Genomic DNA, 25,693 nt, shown 5'->3' with positions numbered 1-25,693 from the left:
TAGACATTACTAAGTTTTTTTTTTTTATTTGTATACATGCTTACTTATTTTTTTCAAAAGGAATAATTTTTGTAGATAGAGCACATTCTTAAGTGAGTATTTTTGAAAAGATCATAGGAGAGCACACTCTAAGATTACTATCGGATCTTCCAAAAAACAACTATTCAAGTCTTCCTTTCATCATTGGCTTTTGCCCGAATGGTGAGCAAGACAGTTAAAGACAAGCAACTTTCGATTAACAAAGGGCTATAACTGCCACTTAGGTCCTTTCGCCAAACTGATTTTTAATCCCTGTTTTCTTTTTTGAAAGAAGAGAACCAATTCTTAAAATAAGTAAAGGTGGAGGAATATGTGTAGCGCATAATCCGGCATAAAACTAATTACACTAACTTAAACCTCTGTATTTTTTTAATTATGCGAATCGGAATAGTTATTAACACTTCATGGAATATCTATAACTTCCGCAAAGGCCTCATCAAGCGTTTACTGGAAGAAGGACATGAAGTAGTTGCTATCGCGCCTAGAGATGATTTTTCTCCTTTATTAGAACAAATGGGATGTGAATATCAAGCTATCAGGGTATACCGTAAGAGTTCCAATCCCATTTCAGATTTGCGGCTTGTTTACGATTTATATAAAGTTTATACCAAATCGTCTCTGGATATTGTACTTCATTTTACCATCAAGCCCAATATTTACGGAAGCGTAGCAGCTGCACTCGCAGGTATTCCGGTCATCAATAACGTGACAGGTTTGGGTACGGTTTTTCTAAGAGAAAATTACAAATCTTACATTGCCAAGACCTTATACCGCTATTCATTTCGCCTACCCAAAGTAGTCTTTTTCCAAAACCAGGACGACCGGAAAATTTTTCTACAACAAGCTCTGGTATCAGAAAAGATCACAGACTTATTGCCGGGTTCAGGGGTAGACATCCACCATTTCAGTCCTGTAGAACAAAGTGATAATGAAGCCAACCAGTCGTCCTTTACCTTTCTGTTGGTTGCTCGTTTGCTGTATGATAAAGGGATTCTTGAATATGTGGATGCCATTCGCAAATTGCGAAAAGAAGGTCGTGTAAAAGCAAAATTCCAACTGTTGGGAGATATAGAAAATGCAGCCGGCTTAGGTATTCCGTTGACCCAAGTGAAAACCTGGCAACAGGAGGGTCTTCTAGAATACTTAGGTAGGGTGGCAGATGTACGCCCCTACATTGCCAAAGCCGACTGTGTGGTGCTTCCTTCTTACAGAGAGGGCACGCCAAGGTCTTTATTAGAAGCGGCCAGTATGGGCAAACCATTGGTGGCTACCGATGTACCCGGATGCAAAGAGGTAGTATATGAAAGTGTAAACGGTTACTTGTGCCCGGCCAAAGATGCTGAAGGCCTGGCAAATGCACTGGAAAAAATGTGGCAAACACCTCAGTCTACCTTGGAAGAGTTCCGTAAAAACAGCCGCACTTTAGCCGTCAGTCAGTTTGATCAACAAATCGTTATCAACAAATATTTTCAGGCTATCTACCAATGTCTAAACCGAAAATATATACCAAAAACAAGCCATACATCAATTTCAAAAATCCCTCATTTACAAGTAGCCGTTACAGCCGAGCTAGAAAACCAAGATTAAACAAAGACGTTTTCGAATCTTTAGTTCTCAATCACAAAGGCCTCGCTTGAAATCAAGCGAGGCCTTTGTGAAAATAGCCGTTCCTTTTACCCTTATTTAGAAAAGCCATTTATAAATATCGTTGCCAAAGGCGAAAACCATAATGCCCAACAACAAGAACATTCCAACTTTTTGAGCCCCTTCCAGGAATTTATCGGAGGGAGGCCTTCCCGAAATAATTTCATAGGATAAGAATACTACATGACCACCATCCAACGCTGGGATCGGCAGGAAGTTCATAAACGCCAATACCATTGAAAGCATCCCTGTGATCATCCAGAAGTGTGTCCAATTCCAGACTCCTCCGAAAAACTGGGCGATCCCTATAGGCCCACTTAGTGACTTCGAAGCGGAAACTTCTCCTTTGAGAATTTTCTTGAAAGCTTTCAGCTGAATGATGATCACTCCGAAAGCTTCTTTCGTTCCTTTGGGAATGGACTCTACAAAAGTATAATGGGTACGGGATACTTCTAAATCCCAGGCCGGATAAAAGCCTAAGGTACCCTTTTCGGTTACTTCCGAAGAAAGTTGTAAGGTATCGATTGCATCCTTTTGACTTCTCGCTACTTTCAGGTCAATATTTTTTCCGGAATTACGGTAAAGTATTTTTTGCAAATCCTGAAAATAGGGGACCGGCTCACCATCCACTGCAATTATCTTATCCCCTTTTTGTAATCCGGCTCTTGCCGCAGGGGTTCCGTCTTCTACCTTATTGACCAAAAAAGGCTTTAATGCATCGATAAAATTCCGGTCTACGTCTTTTTCACTTAATTTCTCAATTAAATCAGAAGGGATATGAATATCAATTTCCCGTCCCTTGCGCAATATGGTATAGTAACTTCCCTCCGCCAGCAAAAAATTAGGGTTTCGCACTTCATCGAAATTATCAAAGCTCTTCCCATTCAGTTTGATGACTTTGTCTCCCCGTTCCAAGCCCATTTCGCGTCCGATCTCATTGACATAAATTCCGTGTTTGTTCACTTCATCCACGGAGTAATACGTATCTCCGTAAAAATAGACAACGCAGATAAACACCACAATTCCGGTAATAATATTCATGATAATCCCTCCCATCATCACAATTAACCGTTGCCAGGCTGGTTTAGCGCGATATTCCCAAGGTTCCGGTTCTGATTTGAGATAATTGGTATCCAGAGATTCATCAATCATTCCTGAAATTTTCACAAAGCCTCCCAACGGCAAAGCGCCCAAAGAATACTCGGTTTCTCCTATTTTAAAGCCAAAGATTTTGGGCGGAAATCCTATTGAGAACTTTTCCACTTTCATCCCAAAAGCTTTCGCGGCTAACATGTGCCCCAGCTCGTGCAATCCCACCAAAATGCACAATCCCAACAAAAGCTGAGCTGTCATGATTAATCCTTCCATGCTTTACATTTAAAAAATTTAGATAATCTAAGTACCTGTACTTAATTTATTAAAGAATCAACTTATTTGTTATCAACAATTTGCAATCATACCCGTTCAAGATAACTCTGAATTTCACTTACCGTAAGATTAAAATAAGTCGCGGGCCAATTGCCGGGTCAATTTATCCGTTTCAACAAAATCCTGATAAGAGGGTGCTCCTATGTATTGAATTTGCTGCATACAGGCTTCATTCAATTCGGCTATCTGCAAAAAGCCTACCTCTTCTTTCAAAAACCGCGCAACAGCAATCTCATTAGCAGCATTTAAGATACAAGGTATATTTCCCCCGGCTTCCAAGGCATCAAAAGCCAGTTGTAAATTCCGGAATGTCTCCCGGTCTGGCTGTTCAAATGTTAGTGACGGATAATTGACAAAGTTAAAACGCTCAAAGGTAGTAGGCAACCTTTCCGGATAAGCCATGGCATATTGAATGGGCAGTTTCATATCCGGCAAGCCTAATTGAGCTTTGATACTTCCGTCTTCAAACTGTACAAGTGAATGTACAATGGATTGAGGATGAATAATGACTTCAATTTGTGAAAGTTCCAAATCAAACAGCCACTTTGCTTCGATCACTTCCAGCCCCTTGTTCATCAAACTGGCCGAATCAATAGTAATTTTCGCCCCCATCTCCCAATTAGGATGTTTAAGGGCCTGTTTTCTGGTAACTACAGCTAACTCTTCGCGGCTCTTCCCCCGGAAGGGTCCTCCCGAAGCCGTCAATATAATTTTTTCAATCGGATTTTGCTCCTCCCCTACCAAACATTGGAAAATAGCCGAATGCTCTGAATCCACAGGCAATATATTCACCTTATGTTGTACGGCCAAAGAAGTAATCAATTGTCCTGCCACCACCAAGGTTTCTTTATTGGCTAAGGCAATATCTTTTTGGCTTTCGATGGCTGAAATGGTTGGTTTTAGCCCTGAATATCCCACCAAGGCCGTCAATACCATATCCACCGAATCTCTTTGCACCACTTCACACAACGCATGGCTACCTGCCATCACTTCGATGGCCGTACCTGCCAAGGCCTCTTTTAACACAGGATAATGCGCTTCATTACCAATGACGGCTGCCTTGGGTTGAAATTTACGGCATTGCTCGATCAATAATGCCACATTGTTTTGGGCAGTCAATACTTCCACTCCAAAATGCTCCGGCTTACTTTCGATAACTTCTAGTGCCTGAGTGCCTATAGAGCCTGTTGAGCCTAAAATGGCAATTCCTTTCTTCTTCCCCATAAAAAAATTAAGCAGATATACTATGGAGGCGTTTCTGGTAATTGAGCCGCCTACTCTGATGACAAATTCTGAGTTATACTTTTCTAAAAAATACCCTTCAGCTACTGCTGATATTTACCTCCTGTATGCTTGAATACTTAAAACCATACATGCTAAAAAACCTGCCCTCTAAGGACAGGCATCCTAACCAAGGCGTAATTTACAAATTATTGTTTAGAATTGAAGGTTTTAAGCATTCAAGCCCAGGGCAACCACCTATCTTGCAATTCCTTATTCGTAAAAAAAGCCGGCATATCCACCGGCTTCTCTATGAGTTTTTCAAAACCAGGATTTGTAAAGACATTTAGTCCTTTACACTTCCTTCTCGATTACTAACCCTATTTTTTTAGTTTTTTTTCGTATTCGTCCCAGGCAAGTGCACTAGCCCCCAACACCGCTGTGTTGTCTCCTTTCAGGTCTGATAACAGTACTTTCACCTTATTTTTATAGATACCCAGGTTATATTCTTCCATATATTTTTTGGTCGGGTTCAAAATCAAATCTCCCGCATTGGCCAATCCTCCAAAAAGAATAAAGGCTTCCGGACTGGTATGTGCAATGGCATCCGATAATTTTAACCCGAGGATTCTTCCGGTATAGTCAAAAGCCTCTATCGCGATAGGATCACCATCCAAAGCGGCCTCCGTAATATGTTTGGCTTCCAGCATATTGTAGCTATAATCGCGCAATACACTTGGCTCAATGCGTTTGGCGAGCAATTCAAAAACCGTACGTTTAATTCCGGTGGCCGAAACGTAGGTTTCCAAGGAGCCTTTTCTGGCTGTCGGACAATCTCGCCCATCCAGGAAAACCGTAGTGTGCCCCAGCTCTCCGGCAAAACCATCGTGCCCGTAGACCAAACTTCCGTTCACATATATACCACTCCCCAATCCAGTACCTAAGGTAATGACTACGAAGTCATCAAAGTCTTTGGCTACCCCAAATTTCTTTTCTCCAATGGCTGCCGCATTGGCATCGTTGGTCAATGCTACGGGCAGGTTGATGGCATCCTGAATCATTTGGGCCAAGGGCACGTATTTTCCCCAGCGCAAATTCGGGGCATCTTCTACCGTTCCATGATAATAATTTCCATTGGGGACCCCTACTCCTACGGCCAATACTTCTACCTGATCGCTTACCTTATTGATCAAGGCAAAACAAGCCTCAGCAAGCCGAGGGACAAAATGATCTGCAGGTTCTTGAGCATAGGTTTTGATACTGTCTGTAATAATGGAAGCCCCTTGCCTGTCCACCAATCCCAATTTTGTATTGGTACCTCCAATGTCAATTCCCAATGTAACCTCTTTCTTACTCATGATTTTTCGCTTATGATTTTTTTACGATATGACCTTTCCATCCATAAAATGCCAAATAGACATATGAGATGATCGGAATAAAGAATGAATAATGGTAGCCCCCTAACATATCGGCCACTGAGCCTTGGACCAAGGGCATTAAGGCTCCTCCCAAAATCATCATGATTAAAAGAGACGAACCTTGTGAAGTATATTTTCCTAAGTCTTTGATTGCCAAAGTAAAGATATTGGACCACATGATGGAGTTAAACAAACCAATCCCAATCACCGTCCAAATGGCCAGCATACCTGTCGTTGCCAAAGTTGTACACAATAATACAATAGCGGCTAAGGAGAATACCAATAACGTACGGGAAGGTGCTCCTTTACCAATTTTAAAGCCGATAAAGTTCACCACCATGATCAACATATAAGGATACACCTGACTGAGCTCGAACTCAAAACCACTCTCAATATATACAACCCCGTAAATCACCAAAAAGGAAGCTACCGCGGCACCGATCATATACAAATTTCTCTTGCCTTCGCTTGCCATATCGCTCAGCGAAATAGCTCCTAAAAAGCGGCCGATCATAGCACCACCCCAGTAGAAAGCCAAATAAGATGAGGCAACACGCTCCGTGAACCCGACTTGCTCTTTCATATAATTAATCAACACGCTACCGATACTCACTTCTCCTCCTACATACATAAAGATGGCAACCATCCCCAAGACCAAATGCGAATGTTTCAAGGCTCCCAAACCGCTTACCACTTGCTCTTCTCCTGTAAAGCGGGGCAAATTCGTTACCTTGATCAAAAGCGCTAACAAAAGGAAAATACCCGCAAAAATCAGATACGGCAATTGTACACCCAACGCGGACATAGGTCCTCCGTCATCCGTGGTAATCGGATCACCGATTTTATTCAGTAACGGCTCACCCCAAGTAGCAAAAAAGTGGAAGACCAAATATCCCCCGATTACCGGAGCAATAGTAGTCCCAAAAGAGTTAAAGGCTTGAGACAGATTCAAGCGGCTGGAGGCCGTTTCCGGTTTTCCTAAAATCGCTACATATGGATTGGCAGAAATTTGCAACATGGTAAACCCCAAACCCAATACAAACAATGCACCGAGAAAGAACCCATAGATTTTAATTTCAGCAGCCGGATACAATAAGGCACAACCCAAAGCCGAAACGATCAGGCCGATCAACAGGCCGTTTTTATAACCGATCTTTGAAATAGGGTCTCCTTTTTTAGAGGAAATAAGGAAGTAAATCAATGAACCCATAAAATAAGCTCCAAAAAAAGCAAATTGCACCAAAAGGGATTGGACCCGGGACAATTCAAACATTTTCTTGACAAAAGGAATGAGGATATCATTCATACACGTGATAAATCCCCACATAAAAAATAGTGTTGTAAGAACAATCAATGGCACAGTATAACTTTTGTTTTCTTGCTGTGCCATACTACTCTGTGAACTCGTTGGTGCAACTCCACCTGCCATAATTTTTTTTCGTTTAATGTTTAGTATTCATTCCCAAATCTATATTTCAATTTCACCGTGTCGCTTACCTCACGGCTACGCAAATATACGCCTCGATCCGCAATGTACAAGTTGTCTGTATCCGACAGACCATGGTGGTATTTCCCCGACTTGATTCATGAGATGAGTTTTAATGATTGCTCAAAGCCAACGTAGCAAAACAGTAACTTAACCAATTGATAGTGAAGACAATGGCATCCTAGAATAAAAGAGGGACGCGTATTACACAAACAAAGCGGAAGTGGTAATATAGCACAGGGTTTGTAAATACACCCTATACGTTATCAGCCACTCTACCTAGCAGGTAACAGGAAGCATTTCAGTGAGTTTTTTGTATTGCATTTCACCTCCCACCTTGGCTAGTATCATCACAGGATTTTGTATTTACCTCAAAATCACTGTGGTTATATCTATGGTTGTTTAAAGGAGAGGATTATTCATTCAAATTACCTTCAATTTTACTAATTAAATACCGCTTCTCAAATCCGCAGGCATTTTTTCCTATTTATTAATTGTAAAATTGGTCCTAATCGTAACTTTGCGTGTCTCTGATTATAATGCGTCAAAAGGAAAATTGCTTTTGGGCAAATACATGTAGACAATAATATCATTGGTAAATAACAACTCAAACAATATGATCAATCGGATGAAAATTCTATGGATATGTCTTTTGTTGGGCTTTGTCTCTACTGCCAGTCTTGCACAAACATATGACTATGTAAAACCAGAAGAGCCAGAAACGGAAGAACCGGAACCAAACGTCCAAGTACAACAGGAAAAAGAGGCAGAGGAAAAAGTACCTCGTACCTTTAATGAATCGGTTGATTTAGGCTTGGATTTCAGCTTTCTGCTTTCCAGCAACTTTACGGATATAGAACTTGCCCCTATTATTGGTTACCGGCCAATTCCATTAGGTTCGGTGGGAATCAGTCCTGTTTACCGGTATCATTACGAAAAGTATTATTTCGGTAACAGCAGTTTAACGACAAATGCTTATGGCTTTCGCCTCTATACCCGTTATGACATCCAGATCGGGAACTTTATTCTGTTTCCTTATGCGGAATATGAACAACTTAGCTATAAATCTTCCTCCACTCAATACAGCTCTGACTTGAACCGCAGATGGCATGATTCTGCTTTTGTAGGTTTGGGATATACCCAAACCACATCCAATGTTTGGTTTCATTTCAAGCTTCTGTATAACACCATGAAAACCAGTTCTAACAACCCTATTTATAATAGTCCGCTGGTTTACCGGTTCGGATTTATTTTTTAATTTCCCAAAACCAAAGGTGGACTTCACAAATAGTAGTAGCGTCCACCTTTGGTTTTTACCTTCTCCCACCAGCGATACAGCCATTTTGCATTTCCGTATGTTGATGGTCCTGCCATATTTTTTTCAGACTTCCTAATTTTCAGAAAAAATATTTATTTACTTTCCCTAAAAGAAACAAATCTTCCTTGGAGTGAATTTTTAAAGTAGAGTAATACCTAAACTTTATCCTTTAGGCGAAGGACGAATTTTAACCATACTTTAAGAAGCCATCTCGCTCAAAAAACAAATAGCATTGAACTTCGGAGAGGAGGCGTGGCATATCACAAAAAGCTTTTTCGGGCAAAGCACTAAAAACAAAACCCAAACAATATTCAAAAGTTGAGAATTTATTTCAAATGAGTATAAATTGTAAGTGAGTTTCAATTTGAAAACCGGTATTCATATAATATAAGGCATTAATTTGTAGCTTTGTATAACACAATTTGGGAAACAATTTTCAAACTTAAACCACAGTTGGTATATGGCATTCGATATTGAGATGATCAAATCTGTCTATGCGAGAATGGGAGAACGCATAGAAAACGCTAGACGAGTGGTTGGCACCCCGCTTACCCTTGCAGAAAAAATTCTTTACGCCCACCTTTATCAAGGAAATGCTACGGAAGCCTATGAAAGAGGTAAATCCTATGTAGACTTTGCTCCCGACCGGGTTGCCATGCAAGATGCAACCGCACAAATGGCTTTATTGCAATTTATGCAAGCGGGCAAGGAAAAAGTAGCAGTACCTTCTACTGTTCACTGCGACCACTTAATCCAAGCAAAAGTGGGCGCTACGGAAGATTTGAAAATAGCAAACGATACGAATAAAGAAGTATACGATTTCTTAGGGTCGGTTTCTAATAAATACGGAATCGGCTTCTGGAAACCAGGTGCCGGTATTATTCACCAAGTAGTATTGGAAAACTATGCCTTCCCGGGTGCCATGATGATCGGCACAGACTCTCACACGCCTAATGCAGGGGGATTGGGAATGATCGCCATTGGTGTAGGAGGTGCGGATGCGGTAGATGTCATGGCCGGAATGCCTTGGGAACTGAAATTTCCGAAATTGATCGGTATCAAACTGACCGGTCAGTTAAGCGGATGGGTTTCTGCGAAAGATGTTATCCTGAAAGTGGCCGGGATCTTGACCGTAAAAGGAGGAACCGGATGCATTGTAGAATATTTTGGAGAAGGAGCCGATTCACTTTCAGCCACCGGAAAAGGAACCATTTGCAATATGGGCGCTGAAATCGGAGCCACTACCTCTTTGTTTGCTTACAGCAGCAAAATGAAAGAATACCTCGCAGCTACCGGAAGAAGCGATGTGGCTGAATTGGCAGATGCTAACAGTGAGAACCTAAGAGCGGACGATGAAGTCATGGCCAACCCTGAAAAATACTACGATCAGGTAATTGAGATCAACCTTTCCGAGTTAGAGCCGCATATCAATGGCCCTTATACTCCGGACTTGGCTTGGCCGCTTTCTAAATTTGCCGAAGCGGTAAAAGAAAACGGTTATCCTCAAAAGTTAGAAGTGGGATTGATCGGTTCTTGTACCAACTCTTCTTATGAAGATTTGACCCGTGCGGCTTCATTGGCACAACAAGCCATCGACAAACAATTAAAAGTAAAATCAGAATTTACCATCACTCCCGGTTCGGAAACTGTACGTTACACGGCAGAAAGAGATGGTATTTTGGATACCTTCGAGCAAATAGGCGGAGTCGTAATGGCGAATGCTTGCGGACCTTGTATCGGGCAATGGGCAAGACATACGGACGACCCTGAAAAAGCAAACTCTATCATCACTTCATTCAACCGTAACTTTGCCAAAAGAAATGACGGGAACCCCGCTACCCGCGCCTTTGTGGCGTCTCCGGAACTGGTGACCGCCTTGGCGATTGCCGGTGACCTGACGTTCAACCCGTTGAAGGATAAATTGCTTAATGAAAAGGGTGAAGAAGTAATGTTGGACGAGCCGAAAGGTTTGGAAGCACCTGCAAAAGGATATGCCGTAGAAGATAACGGATACCAAGCCCCTGCTGAAGACGGTAGTGGTGTAGAGGTAATCGTAAAGGAGGATTCTGAAAGATTGCAGTTACTGGAAGGTTTTGCCGCTTGGAACGGCCAAGACTTGAAAGGGTTGAAATTACTGTTAAAAGCTCATGGCAAATGTACCACCGACCACATCTCCATGGCAGGTCCTTGGTTGCGCTTCCGCGGCCATTTGGATAATATTTCTAATAACTGCTTTATCGGAGCCATCAATGCTTACAACCAAAAGGCCAATGAGGTGAAAAACCAATTGACCGGAGAGTATGGTGAAGTGCCTGCAACGGGTAGAGCTTACAAAGCCGCCGGATTAGGTTCTGTAGTATTCGGAGATGAAAACTACGGGGAAGGTTCTTCCAGAGAGCATGCGGCAATGGAGCCTCGTCATTTGGGAGTAAGAGCCATCATTGTAAAATCTTTTGCAAGGATTCACGAAACCAACTTGAAAAAGCAAGGAATGTTAGCACTTACCTTTGTGAACAAGGAGGATTATGACAAGGTACAGGAAGATGATAGCATCGATATCATCAACTTGGACAAATTTACTCCTGACAACAACCTGACTGTGGTATTGAATCACAAAGACGGTTCTAAAGATGAGTTTGAAGTAGCTCATACATATAACCAAGCTCAAATTGAGTGGTTCAAAGCAGGTTCTGCGCTTAACCTTATCAAGCAACAAGGAGGCAATTAATCCCACCCCAAAATATACTCGAAGGACTGATGAAAATCAGTCCTTTTTTGTTGTTCAGAAAAGAAACTTGCTTCCTTTAAGCTAGATTTTACATATAAATGATTATTCTTTTATATTCACCTTGTACTTGAATATTCACTGATAAATCTATCAAAACCATGAATGCTTTAATTGTTGTTGATATCCAAAATGATTTTGTCACAGGAGGTGCCTTAGCAGTGCCACAAGGAGAAAGCATTATACCCACCGTCAACCAATTGATCGACACCTTTGACCTGGTGGTGGCGACCAAAGATTGGCATCCGAAAAATCACGGTAGTTTTGTGGACAACTACCCCGGCAAAAAGGTGGGAGATGTCATCGACTTACATGGCTTGGATCAAATCCTGTGGCCCACGCACTGTGTACAACATACCCAAGGGGCGGAGTTTGTGGAAGGCCTGAATACCAAAGGTATCCGTAGAGTATTTTCCAAAGGGACGGATACCGATATCGACAGTTACAGTGGGTTTTACGACAATGGCCATCGGAAAGCTACCGGCCTGGAGGAATATTTAAAAGACAAGGGGGTCAAGGATGTGTATATTGCCGGACTGGCCGCAGACTATTGTGTAAAATATACTGCGTTAGATGCTTTGAAAGTAAATTTTAAAACGTATTTGGTGAAAGATGCGACCAAAGGGGTCGACCTGAATGAGGGCGATGTAGAAAAAGCGTTCAAAAATGTACAAGAGGCCGGAGGAATACTATTAACCAGTGAAGAACTTGTCGGGTAACCTTCTTTTTCCACCGGAAGGAAGGGTATATGTCAAATGGCAGACAGGTATTTTTTTGAAAATTACGGATCTTTGCCAATCACTTTCTTTTTTAAAAGAAGGGCAATTATTCAGTTAATCATTTAAATACCCCATGTTTCCCCAATGGTATCAATTCCGGAAAAGGTATTCAGGGGTTTGAAATTACTCACCTAATATTTAACCCATACGAGAATGTCTTATTTAGCAACCACCCAAGAAGTATATAAACAAGCTGCCGAAAGCCCTCAAGTAGGCTTATGCTGTACTACTACTCCCGTATGGCAACTTCCGGGATTAAGCATTCCTCAAAGAATGCTGGAAATGAACTATGGCTGTGGAAGTACGGTACATCCCCGTGATTTGGTCCGTGACCCCAATATTTTGTATGTGGGAGTGGGTGGAGGTATGGAGCTTTTACAGTTTTCCTATTTCAGCCGGAAACCTCAAGGCGTTATCGGAGTAGATGTAGTGGATGAAATGCTCGCGGCTTGCTCTGAAAATATGACAGAAGCAGAAACTCTCAACCCTTGGTTTTCCAGAGAATTTGTGGATTTGCGAAAGGGGGATGCCCTTCATTTACCCATCGAAGACAAGAGCATAGATGTAGCCGCTCAGAACTGTCTGTTCAATATTTTCAAACAAGAAGATTTGCGCAAAGCACTCGCAGAAATGTACCGGGTGTTAAAACCATACGGCCGGTTGGTACTTTCCGATCCCATCTCTGAAGATCCTATTCCGGACACTCTCCAAAACGATGAAACACTCCGGGCTCTGTGCCTTAGCGGAGCCATTCCTCTACAAAGCTATGTTGATTTGATTACCGGTATTGGTTTCGGAACGGTGGAAGTGCGTGCAAAGCGTCCTTACCGGGTTCTGTCTCCCGAGCATTATACAATAGATCAATTGATCTTGACCGAAAGTGTGGAGATTTGTGCAATCAAAGATCCCATGCCTGAAGACGGTCCTTGTGTTTTCACCGGAAAAACGGCTATTTACTTTGGAAGCGCAGCGTATTTTGATGATCAGAAAGGACATGTACTAGCCCAAAACCAACCATTGGCAGTATGTGATAAAACAGCCAATGCACTTGGTGCTTTAGGAAGAAAAGATATTCTCATTACTCCTTCCACTTATTTTTATGATGGAGGAGGTTGTTGTTAATTGAGTTTCAGTATTGAAAAGCTCCCCTCAAGACGCATCTTGAGGGGAGCTTTCTCTTTTTAGCGTTTGACAAAGCGTTTTACAGCTGTTCCATAATCATTGGAAACACGTAATACATAGACGCCTTTCTTTAAGTTACTTACCGGAAGTGAAATCACCTTATCGGCCACATTCTCCCGGATAAATACGGTACCGTGTACATCATACACCATTAGTTTTGAATCCTGCCCATTGCTCCAAGGAACTTCCACCTGCAACCAATCTGCCGCCGGAACCGGGTATACTTTAGTGACGGAAGCCAACTGTTTGTCTTTTTTTCCGGCAACCATCCCTTGATACACTATATCCAACTTGTTGGAGCTTTGATTGGTATTTCCTACCCAGTCAGTCACACTTGCTTCCATCAAGGACACACTCACTACCCCGGCTTTGTCCGGAGTCACTTCCAAGGTATATTTTGCTCTTTCGCCTCTTAGCTGGGTCACCGTACCGTTACTTACTTCAAAATCTTCCATTTCCAAACCTTCCACCTCTTCCGAAAATGTAGCGGAAAAGCGAATGGGTGAATCCACCGTTGGGCTGGACACCGCAGAACGTAACACCACTACAGGAAGTGTTTTGTCTAGCGCGATGACAAAAGAACTATCAACCGTTTGATTACCTGCCACATCGGTAGCCTTTAGTGTAAGACGAACATCTCCTTCCTGCATATTTCCGCCTTGATTCAGTGCAGAAGTACTTATGCTATAGGACCCATCACCTAAATCATCCCATACTACCGAAGTCCCAAAATCGGTATCAAAAGAAGACAGATCTGATTCCAAGTTCAAACCGGCTTCTCCGAGAGATGCCATCAAGGTAAGCCTTTCCCCTGCCCGGTAATTGCCATCTCCTTCATCTTCTACTTTCACAAACACAGGTGCTTGTGCATCTACCCACAAATCTTTTTCACTTCCCAATGACCCGGAAGTGCCGGGAGCAGGCAATACAAGATTCGCGTCAAATCCTCCTGCTACGACCCGGGTGTTCCCCGTCACTTGCAAAGCATCGGTAGACTGATAATCCAAGTCTTGATTAACATCCCCTGGCATTACTTCATATTCAAATGTTAACCTTGAGGTACCACTTCCTTCCGTATACACGGCGTAACGGTCAGTTTCTCCGGTTTCCAAAAGTAGTGATGGAGGGCTCTCCGGGTTTTCGATCTGTACAGACTGATCGAATACTACCTGAAGTGTTAATGTATCCCCTGCTTTGTAGGCACCATTGCTATTGGTAGCAGCCACATATTGCACACTGGCCGTTTGTGCCTGAAAACAATACGCAATACCACTTTCCCAGTCCGGGGCATACTTCTGAGGTGTTCCCACTATAATTTTATCTTGGTCAATGGCCAAGGCATAACCAAACAAGTCATTTTGAGCGGGGTTTGAAGCAAAATATACCATACCACCTTGGGTAGATGCCCACCCCGAATTGGGTTTGTTAAACAGGTAAAACGATCCTTGTCCCATTCCATACCAAGGGTTTAAATTCAATGCTCCTATCAGAATACGGTCATGGTCTATCGCCACGGAAGTACCAAAGACATCATCTTCCGTAGCTCCGGCAGCGGTTAACATAGCCGTTTCAGTCATATTCTCCCAGCCCATATCAGGTTTTTCGTAAACATAAGCAGCTCCCGCATTAATTTCATAACCATCTCTTGAGTCTTTCCCCGGAGCTCCTACCACTACGGTCGTTCCATCCACTGCTACCGAATTACCAAAGCGATAAGATCCGAACTCCTGAATGGTAGGAGTTAAAAAAGCAGTTTCGTTTTGACTCGCCCCCCAACCAGTTCCGGGTTTTTCAAATACATAAGCTCCTCCTGTGGCATCATAAGGGCTCATGATATTTTTATAGGGAGCGCCTACAGTCACTGTTACATCATCAATACTTACCGACATGCCAAAGCGGTCAAAATCGGCCGCATTGGAAGCGGCCAACTGTCCTGTCTCATTCATATTGACCCAACCTCCGGAAGGTTTTTCAAATAAATACACTAAGCCTTGATCACTTCCATTCCCGTCTTTGTCCGGGGCTCCCACTACAATCACCTTCTCCTCTATTGCCACTGCATGTCCGAAATGGTCGTTTGCACTTCCTTGCTGAGGAGTTAGTTTGGCTGTTTCCTGCATATTTCCCCAACCTTCCGAAGGTTGTACAAATACATAGGCGGCTCCTTTTTCATCCTCTTTATTGGGAGCACCTACTACAATTGTTTGATTTGAAATGGCTACTGAATAGCCAAAGTTATCACCCAACCTTCCATCTGTTGCAGTAAGTACCGCACTGAGTTCCCACGCCTCCTCCGCATATTCATATACCAATACTTGCCCTTTGTCCAGATCTATGGGAAAATCCATCATTCCCATACCGACTACGGCAGTAGTACCATCAATGGCAACGGAGATGCCAAATTGGTCATCCAGGTTGTTGACAAAAGGGGTAAATAAAGAAGACAATTGCTCTGTTTCAGAAACACTGGTCCAATCAGTTTGATTGGGGGAAAAAACGTACACACTCCCCTGTTTTTCATTGGTATCTACGGTTTTGTGCGGGGCGCAGACCAATGCTGTCTGCGGGTGTATGGCGATTGCAGTCCCAAAAACATCCTTTGTATTGCCATCAGATGCCCATAGTTTCTCTGTTTCTGTTGAAGTAGTCCAGCCATTTTCCGGCTTTTCAAATATATACGCTGCACCCGAATCCATTTCTTTAAACGGTGCACCTATTAAGGCTAAGCCATCATTCAGGCTTACAGCCTGACCAAAATGATCTCCGCTTTCTCCGTCAGAGGCGGTTAACCGGGCTGTTTCGGAGGCCTTTGCCCATCCTGAATCCGGCCGGGTATATACATACACGGCTCCCTGAGACGGACTGCCGTTTACTTGCTTGAGAGGGGCTCCAATGATGCTCGTTCCATTGGACAATGCCAAGGCGTACCCAAAGGCCTTGGCCCCACTTTCCGAGGGAACCAGTTGAGACAACTCCGTTTGATCAGTCCAAGAGGACTGATTTTCAAAAACGTACACCGCTCCACTTTGAGAGTAACCGTTTATTTCTTTTTCCGGGGCACCGACTAAAATGCCTTCGTCATCCATGGTTACTGACCAACCGAAATGGTCACCGGTAAAACCGTTGGAAGCGGTCAGAGTAGCAACCGGAGTAGTGTCTTGCCAACCCCCGGAAGGTTTGGAATACACATAACATTTGCCAGCCCCTACATAAGCTTGTAGGTTTTGTGGTACCCCCACCACCACCGTTTCATCAAAAATGCTAACTGACTGACCGAAATTTTCATATGTTCCGCCAGGGTTAGAGAGTTTGGCGGTCTCGATCATATCAGTCCAACCTTCTGAGGGCTTTTCAAAGGCGTATGCTTTGTTATCCGAGGTTACCACAGCCACGTCTCCCCAAAGGGCTACCGCTTTGCCGAAGTTCTCTGCATAACCTACATCCGAAGCGGTGAGCTTCGCCATTTTTTGCCAGGTTTCACCATCGAACTGCAAGATATAAGCAGCTCCGTTGTTTGGTCCTGTCTGATCATCTCCAATCGCTCCTACAATAGCCAGATCACCCTCTATTGCAATGGAAGAGCCTATTTGAGGGTTTAAACTATAATTTTCATGGGGAGCAGGGAGCAATGTTGCTACTTGTTCGAAAGTCTGTGCCTGTGTACGATGAGAAAGGATCATTGGTGAAAAACTAATCCAAAGAATAAGGGTCCAATGATTTGGTTTGAGCGTATACATGAATTTGAGTGATAAGTTTAAAAAACGATAGTAATTAGGAAGTAAGAATCATGGATTTGCAAGAAGCAAAAAAACACCAATCAACTCACAACAGCTTGTCATTGAGTAATTTACTAAAAGTAAAATTTTGATATCAGGTGATAAATTAATAGAAGATTGCGATTCATTAAAGGGAATTGTACTGTATCAAAAAATCAGGATTCTAAGGTAATAAATTCACTAACAAAGTGTACAAGTCAATTTCTAATATATTCTTAATAAAACTTAACACCTTACTACAAACAGGAAAGAGGAGTATTGTAACTTCCAGAAGCTGATCTTACATTTTCAAAGAAGATTTTTCTGAAAAAAAACCGCTTCCTCTAAAGAAGCGGTTTTCTCATACAAGGCTGTTACTGTTTGACAAAGCGCCGGACCACCCTGTCCTGTGCATTAGCAATCTGAAGAATATACACACCTTTGGTCAACTGATGTACGGGAATGGTACTGTGCTTTTTGGTAAGCGTTTCTTCCCAAACCAATTTTCCATTGGCGTGATATACTTTTAAGGATGCAGGCAAGGCTTGTGCTTCCGAAATACCAATGTGCAGACTTTGTATAGCCGGGTTGGGAAATACCTTTGGAGTATCAACAAATTTTGTAGTGCCCAATACACTGCCTTGCCCTTGGTATATGACCTCGATCAAATTGGATTCCCGATTAGCCATTCCGGCCCGGTCCTGTACCACATTGTGTGGTAATTGCACTTGCACCTGGCCATTGGCTTGGGGTGTGACATAAACCTTATACTTCTGGTCACTACCTTTCAACTGGTTGACCTGTCCGTTTTGCACGGTAAAGTCGGAAGGTTCCAAACCATACACAGGTTCGGAAAAATAGGCCATAACCAAAAAGGGAACATTGGTGACAGGCTCGTATTTGGGAGGATATAGCTGCACGGAGGGTGAGGTTTTGTCAGTGATCACCATCAAAGAGCTGTCATGACTGATATTACCGACAATATCCATCGCCTTGACAGAAATTTGAAAAGTACCTTCCTGCATATTACCGCCGGCATCTAGCGGGCCCACGGTCAACTCATACCATCCATTTCCCAAGTCGGCAAATTCAGCCGCCGTGTTCAAGTCATGATCGACAGAAGAAAGGTCTGTAGTAAGAAGCAATTCCGCTTCATTCATATCGACTTTTATTGTCAGGAAATCACCGGGTTTGTAATACCCGTCATCCTCTTCACTCACCGAAGCAAACTGTGGAGGAATGGCATCTACCAGAATTTGTCTATTACTTAAAGAATTCTCAGTTCCCGGAGCAGGCAAGGTAAGCCGGGCCGGCAATCCGTTTGCGGAAATAATGCCGGCATTATCACTGATCACCAAGGCCTCTTCCGATTTGTAATCCAGCCATTTGGCATAATCCCCCGCTTGTACCGTGTATTCAAAAACAAATCTGTCGGTACCGTTGTTCTCTTTGTATATGGCAAAGCGGTCGGTTTCGCCGGTTTCCAGTAGTAGTTTGGGAGGAACTTGCGGGTTTTGAACTTCTACAGGTTGAGAAAACTGCAGTTGAATAGAAATGACATCTCCGGCTTTATTGCTTTGATTAGCAAAATAAGGCCTTATATCCCATATTTCTGCCGGCTTCGCCTGGAAAAAATAGACAGCCCCACTTTTCGAAGAATTTCCAAAATTACCCGGGGCACCTGCCACCATTTTATCCCCTGAAAGGGCCACTGAAGTACCGAAGTAGTTTTCAATTTTTGCATCTGATGCAATGATTGTACTCACAGATTCTACGGTACCGGACCATCCCCCTTGAGGTTTTATAAAGTACTGAAGTTCTCCTCGACCGTTTCCATACCGGTGAAAACTAGTGGAAGCCATTCCAAAAACGAAATCTCCTTCAATTGCTACATACCCTCCCAGATAATCATCTTCATAAGGACCAACTGCTTTCAAAAAGGCTGTCTCAGTCATATTCACCCATCCGGAAACGGGCTTTTCATACAAGTACAAAGCGCCACCATTAGGCCCACCAAAAGGATAGGAATCGTCATCCCAAGTATCCACTCCAGGGGCTCCTGCTACAAGAATCCCCCCTGAAACAGCAATATCAGCCCCAAAATAAGAACCTACATCACGATATGAAGGTGAAAGAATGGCGGTTTCGGTAATATTTGTCCAACCACCTTCCGGTTTTTGGAATACATATACACAACCTACATTGGTATAATAAGTATCCGAGTAAGAATGACCTAATGCCCCTACAAAAACACTCTCCTCCTCAACAGCAACGGAATTGCCAAAACTTTCCCATTGATGCCCGTTACTGGCTTTCAGCACAGCCGTTTCTTGAGCGCTAACCCATCCCCCGGCAGGCTTCTCATACAGGTAGACAATTCCTTGCTCAGGAAAATCGAGGTATTTCCCCCAATCACCCACCACTATTAAATCGTCTGACATCGCTAACTCACTTCCAAACCGATCTTCCTCTCCCGGTGGTAAAGAAGATGAAAGCAAAGCCGTTTCATGCATGTCTACCCAACCGCTGTCCGGTTTTTCAAAAAGGTATACCACTTGTTTCTTTTCATAGGTACCCGAAACTAAAACCACATCCCCCTTAACGGCCACTTCCACTCCAAAAATATCCAACGAATCCGTTACGGAAGCAGTGAGAGTAGCCACTTGGGTCCACGCTGCATTCTCAAACTCGTAAATAAAGACTTGTCCCAGGTCAGCACCCTTGTTCATACCATGTTGCGCCAACACTGCTGTATTTTGATCAATGTCAATAGCACTTCCAAAATACTCTTTGAGATTCCCCCAGATGGTTTCTTCCGGGTAAACTTGTGTAACCGTCACAGAGGTGTCCATACCATTCTCCTGAAAGCCAAGGACATGAACCAGGCCCAAATTCTCATGCCCGTTCACCGTTTTTGTCGGCACTCCCATCAAAATAGTTTCTCCATAAGCACAGATTTCAGAAATATTCTCATTAAAAAGACTATCGGGAACAGCTAACCTTTTCGTTTCTGTGGAAGAAATCCATCCTCCTGTAGGTTTGGTAAATGTATAGAATGCATTGTTTTGTTTACTCAATATTCTATCTTTATCCAGGGATACCCAACTACCAAAATGTCCATAAGAAGCACCATCAGAACAAGTAAGCCGGGCGGTTTCGGTCATATTCACCCAAGTGGTATCCGATTTTGAAAAGACATAAAGGGCACCCTGTTCCGCATTACCCGCTACAGAATCCTGAGGGGCACCTACAACAATGGTTTCTTCATCCATGGCAATAGAGGTTCCGAATGGCATATTCTCCACAGGATCAGAAGGGGTTAGAACAGCCGTTTCAGTCATCATATATGCCCAACCGTCTTCAGGCTTTTCAAATACATAAATCAAATTGTCCACACCTCTGATCGCAATGGTTTGATCACTGTGGATCGCAACCGTTGTTGTAAGCTCTACTCCTGTTGAAGTGGATAAATAAGTTCCAGGATCACCTAGACTACCAGCCCAATCATTCGAGTATTTAGATTTTGTATACACAAAATCTCCTATTACAATCATATCTTCTGAAAGGGCCAGGTTACGTCTACCTTCATCAGGAGTAAATAAAATTTGTAAATTGGGCAGCATATCTACCCAGCCCGAATCAGGTTTAAAAAACGCATGTATTTCATAGGCCGAAGATACCAAAATTAAACTTTCAGAAATAGCAACCTCTTGGCCAAAATGCCGGAAATTTCCAGGGTCATGATAAGGCTTGTTGGGAGCATCAGGCATCAAACGGGCTACTTTCTGCCAGGAACTGTCCCTGAATTCAAAAATATAGGCTGAACCATTCTCCCAGCCGGAAATTTCATCTTTGGGAGCTCCTACAATAGCAGTATTTCCGTGTATGGCAACAGCATAGCCAAACTCTTGCAGAAAATTCGGATGTGCATAGGGACGAGGAAGCACTTTGGCCACTTCCTCCCAATATTGGGCGGTCACTGGATGGAAAAAATTGAAAAAAAATACAAAGACAACACAACGCAAAAAATAAGCAGCTAATTTGTTCATGGGGTTGAATTGGTTTAGAAAAAAAAGTGATGATTAGGGGGAGAGTTTGTGGGGCTGCATGCTGAATTATCATGAATGTAAAAATAACAATTTAATACCTTTTAAGTGGTACTAAATTTATTTGATTTGGTTAATAATCTTAAATAACTAAAACTTAATACCCACAAGTAAAAACTTGCAGAAAGTCCTGAGAAAGAAGCAAACATTTACGAAAAATTGTATTTTTAGAGAGACAAACCTTAAACCTCCGAATCGTATGGGCAAATTAATTGAAGCATTGGATCAAACACTGATTGACTTCATCCAAAAGCAGAAAATATTCTTTGTGGCAACGGCTCCGGAAGAAGGGAGAATTAATTTGTCACCGAAGGGCATGGATACCTTCCGGGCGCTGGGTCCCAATCAAGTGGCTTATCAGGACCTAACCGGAAGTGGAAATCAAACAGCCGCTCATGTCTTAGAAAATGGGCGTATGACAGTGATGTTTTGCAGCTTTGAAAAGAATCCTTTGATTTTACGCTTATTCGGTAAGGAGGAAGTCATTCAGTCCTCGGATGAACGATGGAATGAATATATGACTCATTTCGAACCTTTATTGGGAACCCGACAAATTTTTGTCCTGCATATCGACTCGGTGCAAAGTAGTTGTGGTTTTTCCATCCCATTTTACCAATACCAAGGGGAACGTAGTACTTTATTGGATTGGTCCGAAAGAAAGGGGGAGGAAGGATTGAACAATTACCGCCGGGCAAAGAACAGCATTAGTATAAACGGCAAACCCATTCTTTACAAATAATACCTCCCTGCACACCACTTGTCAAATAAAGTGGTGTGCCCGAAGGCATTGTAGAATATTGTACTATTTCTCTATGAATTCTTTGTACATAAAACTAGGCTGTACCCCATCATTGTGTTGATACTTACTTGTGTAAGGGTCGTGATCACCTTTGATTTCAAAAAAGTATATTTGACAAATTTCCACATGAGGGTAAATTCTTACCGGTTGAACGCAGCTGATTTCCAAGGTCCAATAGCCATCCGAACCTACATGCCCTAAGCCAGCAGTAATATGAATGAAAATTCCCAAACGCCCTACCGAGGAGCGCCCTTCTAACTTGGGCACATGCACCTCGGCACGGGTTCTTTCCAAGGTTCTCCCCAAATAAAGCCTGCCAGGCTCCAATACCAAGCCTTCTTCCGGGATTTTGATCAGTTCATAAGCATTGGCTTTTTTCATATCCAATATTCTTTCCTTATAAACTAATAGTTCGTTATGAAGCCGGAGATTATAACTGTTAGGATTCAGTTGCTGCGGTTGAAAGGGTTCAATGAAAATATCTTTCCCTAGTTTCTCTTGAATTTGTTTACCAGAAAGTATCATAATTTATCTAAGTATAATAGGTAGATATATAAAGATAAATTCTTTGGTAAATGTTTCAAAAATATTAAAAAATATAGATTCCTTACATTTTTGCAGTAGATGATTTTTTATTGAAAATCCGTCTTTTGTTTCACTTTACAAATCTTATTCAACAACTATAAATAGGTATAATTATATTTTCTTTCATTTTATTATCCAAATAAAGAAATATATTACAATATACTGTAAAACAGATAATTAATAACACATTCATATCGTAAGTAGTAAATAAAGGAGTTATAAAATAAGCAATACTAACCACGGCTTCAATCACTAGTTCCTACCTCTTTTATCAATTTGAGTGAAACCATGAAAAAACACTATTTTTTGCTACTTTTCCTTATCTTATTTCTATTTAATAATGCCTTAGCTCAAGTGTGGATTGAAGACTTTTCCGGCTATTCTACAGGAGCTACCACAGGGAATGATGATAACCTCCCTCTAGGCTCAGATTGGAGTGCCTTACCCAACGGTTCCCCTGATGTATGGGGAGTAACCCTTATCGGAAATGATAAATTCTATGCTTCAAATACCGGAAGTGAACAAATCTGGGCTTCTGAAAATATTGACATTTCCGGAGAGGCTTATGTTCAAATCTCCCTGGATGTCTTTTGGGATTTCGGTGCCGGAGATTACATACAAGTCATTATTCAAGAAGACGGAGGGAAAGAATCCACTATTTTTGAATACATCAGTACTGCAGTATCTACGGGTAGTAGTGTAGTTACTTCCAGGATTCTCACTGGTAACAACGTACAGATTACTATAAAAATTAACGGGCAAGAAGCTACATTTGACAATGTAACAGTTTCCTCGGTTGTCCCCATTTACTCATTCAATACCGGGAATTGGAGTGATGGAAACAATTGGTCGACAGATGACTTTTCAGTAGGTGGAAGGGTGGCCTGTGGGTGCACACCCAATGGTACAAATGTGGCAGTTATTGGAAATAATGATGTAATTACCTTAGATGTAAGTGGGGCTGTGGGAGCTGTGGATGTGCAAAATACCGGAACCTTGCAATGGGGAGCGGCCTATTATCTGGACATTGAAAAAGGCTTTGTAAATATTGAATCCGGTGGAACGATGGATGCCAACAGCAATACGGCAGATATTAATTACCAATCTGCGTACAGTATCTTGTTAAATAATGAAGGTACCTTAGAGATCTCCAATATTAGCCTCAATGAAGGAAGCTCATTTTTGGAGGTGGATGGCAATAGCTCCATTACCCTTTCAGAAGATTTACTATTTTCTTCCGGGAGTGCAAATTCAACCATAACAAATAATTTGTCAGATACCTTATTTATTAACCGTTTGTATTTCGATGAAAACAACACCGGGTTTGTCAATAACCAAACAACTTCTATCAACAGTGCTATCTATATGGATGGGAGTAGTATCAGTGGTGCAACACTGGAAAATAATTCAGTATTAATATTCCAAGATATTACCTTAAATGACGGAGACCTGGAGTTGAATAACAATGCTACCATCTACCAATCAGGAGACTTTACTGATGGAAGTATAGACTCCGGAAGTGAATTCAGTAACTTAAACGGTGCCACCTGGAACTTTGCAGGAACCGGTACCAGTGATGCTGATGTAGAAAGCATACTGGATTGTGCTACTAATAGCAATACATTTAATTATAATGCTGCTGGTGGTCAAACTGTATTTGGTCTGAACTACTACCATGTACAATTCGCGGAAAGCGGCACAAAAGTAACCCGGAATGACCTGGATGTAGACGGCAACCTGATCATTACGGGCAATGCTACTTTAGATGCCGATCACAACATTAGTATAGCCGGTGACTGGCAAAACAATCTACTTGAAAGTAATTTTGATGAAGGTACAAATACGGTGACATTTGACGGCACTACCGATCAAAACATCACCCTTTCCGATACGGAAGAAATCTTTTATAACTTCACAATCAACAAAGCCTCAGGTGATGTGATTCCCAATGCTATTACCCAGATTAAGTCCGGAGGGAAAGCGACTTTTACACAAGGAATCGTGCAAACGACTTCAAGCACGGTATTCCAATTTGAAAGTGGCTCGACAAGCAATGGAGGAGCAAGTACTAGTTATGTGGATGGTCCGGTCAAAAAAACAGGTAGTGAAGACTTCTATTTTCCCATAGGGGATAATGGCGTTTGGGCTCGAGCCAGCATCACAAACATGCTAACGGCCGATGCTACCACTGAATTTACCGCCGAATACCATTATGCATCCTACAGTGATGATACCATTGATCCACTGTTATTAGTTACAGCCCCCAGTACCATTGTCAGTACAATTGAATATTGGGACGTAGAACACAGCGGTGGTACCGCCCCAGGACTCACAGAAGTGTCTTTGGCTTGGGAGGATGCTCGTAGAAGTGATATTACACAAGCGCTTTTAGGAACTGATGACCTCCAAGTAGCCCATTACGATGAAGGCTCAAATCATTGGGAGATAAATAACCCAAGTGCTAGCCTTGATTTTACAGATATAAATTCTCCGGGAAGCGCCACTTCTTCCTTTTCCAGCTTTAGCCCTTTTACATTTATTTCTACCAGTGGCAATAACCCATTGCCTGTTGTGCTTTCCGATTTTTTTGTAACCCTGGAAGAAAACGGGGCCCTGTTACAATGGGAAACACTTTCTGAAACCAATAATAGTTACTTTGAAATACAGCGCTCTTTGGGAGGAGATACTTTTCAAGCTATTGGTTATAAAGATGCCATTGGACGCTCCAATAGCACATATCAATTTATGGACCATGAAGTGTATAACTTAGGCCAAAACAATGTTTATTACCGCTTAAAACAAGTGGATACGGATAAAAAGGAAAGCTTTTCGAAAGTCATATCCGTAAAACTCCCAAACCGAGAGTCAATCTTAATCACATTGGTATCGCCTAACCCTTTTCACTCAGACCTAAAAATTGTGATAGAAACCAATACTCAGAAAACAGGAAGCATACAATTAATTGATATCACAGGAAACCGCCTGTACCATTCCATGGTGAATCTGACAAAGGGTATTAATGAGTTTATGATTCAACATCTTGAAAGATTACCCTCAGGAATGTACTTCGTCTTGGTGAAGTCTCCTGATAAACAATGGAGTGAAAAAGTAGTAAAGAAATAAAACCCACGCTTTTCCCGCACACTTG

The 25,693-nt window shown here is 42.2% G+C and carries 14 protein-coding genes; 7 read left to right on the top strand and 7 right to left on the bottom strand.

The features are described from left to right. Positions 1–414: 414 nt before the first annotated feature. Positions 415–1,626, top strand: coding sequence for a glycosyltransferase family 4 protein (locus AAG747_RS10235; RefSeq protein ID WP_346821065.1), 1,212 nt, complete (start codon positions 415–417; stop codon positions 1,624–1,626). A gap of 96 nt (positions 1,627–1,722) precedes the next feature. Here AAG747_RS10235 and rseP read toward each other — a convergent pair whose 3' ends face one another. The 4 genes from rseP to AAG747_RS10215 all read right to left on the bottom strand — a co-directional run bounded on the left by rseP (position 1,723) and on the right by AAG747_RS10215 (position 7,077). Continuing rightward, positions 1,723–3,051: an RIP metalloprotease RseP gene (rseP, locus tag AAG747_RS10230; protein ID WP_346821064.1), complete on the bottom strand. Its 1,329-nt coding sequence runs from the start codon at positions 3,049–3,051 to the stop codon at positions 1,723–1,725. Positions 3,052–3,180: 129 nt separating this feature from the next. After that, complete coding sequence (locus AAG747_RS10225) at positions 3,181–4,335, bottom strand: 1-deoxy-D-xylulose-5-phosphate reductoisomerase (protein WP_346821063.1); 1,155 nt, start codon at positions 4,333–4,335, stop codon at positions 3,181–3,183. A 377-nt stretch (positions 4,336–4,712) separates the two neighbouring features. Further along, positions 4,713–5,690 carry an ROK family protein gene (locus AAG747_RS10220; RefSeq protein WP_346821062.1) on the bottom strand — a complete coding sequence of 326 codons (978 nt, stop codon included), beginning with the start codon at positions 5,688–5,690 and terminating at the stop codon, positions 4,713–4,715. A 10-nt stretch (positions 5,691–5,700) separates the two neighbouring features. Further along, positions 5,701–7,077, bottom strand: a complete 1,377-nt coding sequence (locus AAG747_RS10215) for a sugar MFS transporter (RefSeq protein ID WP_346821061.1) — start codon at positions 7,075–7,077, stop codon at positions 5,701–5,703. 775 nt (positions 7,078–7,852) lie between these two features. Between AAG747_RS10215 and AAG747_RS10210 the strand changes: the two genes are divergently transcribed. The 4 genes from AAG747_RS10210 (at position 7,853) to arsM (ending at position 13,240) form a co-directional block, all read left to right on the top strand. Next, positions 7,853–8,494, top strand: coding sequence for a hypothetical protein (locus AAG747_RS10210; RefSeq protein WP_346821060.1), 642 nt, complete (start codon positions 7,853–7,855; stop codon positions 8,492–8,494). Between the two features lie 520 nt (positions 8,495–9,014). Then, positions 9,015–11,282 carry an aconitate hydratase gene (locus AAG747_RS10205; protein WP_346821059.1) on the top strand — a complete coding sequence of 756 codons (2,268 nt, stop codon included), beginning with the start codon at positions 9,015–9,017 and terminating at the stop codon, positions 11,280–11,282. 158 nt (positions 11,283–11,440) lie between these two features. Continuing rightward, positions 11,441–12,058, top strand: a complete 618-nt coding sequence (pncA, locus tag AAG747_RS10200) for a bifunctional nicotinamidase/pyrazinamidase (protein WP_346821058.1) — start codon at positions 11,441–11,443, stop codon at positions 12,056–12,058. A gap of 213 nt (positions 12,059–12,271) precedes the next feature. Beyond that, positions 12,272–13,240, top strand: coding sequence for an arsenosugar biosynthesis arsenite methyltransferase ArsM (arsM, locus tag AAG747_RS10195; protein ID WP_346821057.1), 969 nt, complete (start codon positions 12,272–12,274; stop codon positions 13,238–13,240). A gap of 59 nt (positions 13,241–13,299) precedes the next feature. Here arsM and AAG747_RS10190 read toward each other — a convergent pair whose 3' ends face one another. Both AAG747_RS10190 and AAG747_RS10185 read right to left on the bottom strand, forming a co-directional pair. After that, a complete protein-coding gene (locus AAG747_RS10190) occupies positions 13,300–16,980 on the bottom strand; it encodes an Ig-like domain-containing protein (RefSeq protein WP_346821056.1) in 3,681 nt (1,226 codons plus the stop codon). A gap of 449 nt (positions 16,981–17,429) precedes the next feature. Further along, a complete protein-coding gene (locus AAG747_RS10185; RefSeq protein WP_346821055.1) occupies positions 17,430–21,104 on the bottom strand; it encodes a T9SS type A sorting domain-containing protein in 3,675 nt (1,224 codons plus the stop codon). Positions 21,105–21,360: 256 nt separating this feature from the next. Here AAG747_RS10185 and AAG747_RS10180 point away from each other — a divergent pair, with 256 nt between their 5' ends. Continuing rightward, positions 21,361–21,900, top strand: coding sequence for a pyridoxamine 5'-phosphate oxidase family protein (locus AAG747_RS10180; protein WP_346821054.1), 540 nt, complete (start codon positions 21,361–21,363; stop codon positions 21,898–21,900). A 63-nt stretch (positions 21,901–21,963) separates the two neighbouring features. On the opposite strand, the gene dcd is transcribed toward AAG747_RS10180, so the two are convergent. Further along, entirely contained in the window at positions 21,964–22,485 is a 522-nt protein-coding gene (dcd, locus tag AAG747_RS10175) for a dCTP deaminase (protein WP_346821053.1), read from the bottom strand. A 348-nt stretch (positions 22,486–22,833) separates the two neighbouring features. On the opposite strand from dcd, the gene AAG747_RS10170 reads away from it, so the two are divergent. Beyond that, a complete protein-coding gene (locus tag AAG747_RS10170; protein ID WP_346821052.1) occupies positions 22,834–25,668 on the top strand; it encodes a T9SS type A sorting domain-containing protein in 2,835 nt (944 codons plus the stop codon). The last annotated feature ends 25 nt before the right edge of the window (positions 25,669–25,693 follow it).

It is taken from the genome of Rapidithrix thailandica, assembly GCF_039710355.1.
Taxonomy (GTDB): Bacteria; Bacteroidota; Bacteroidia; order Cytophagales; family Flammeovirgaceae; genus Rapidithrix; species Rapidithrix thailandica.
Note: the sequence above shows the minus strand (reverse complement) of the source record. Positions and strands in the feature narration are given on the sequence as shown.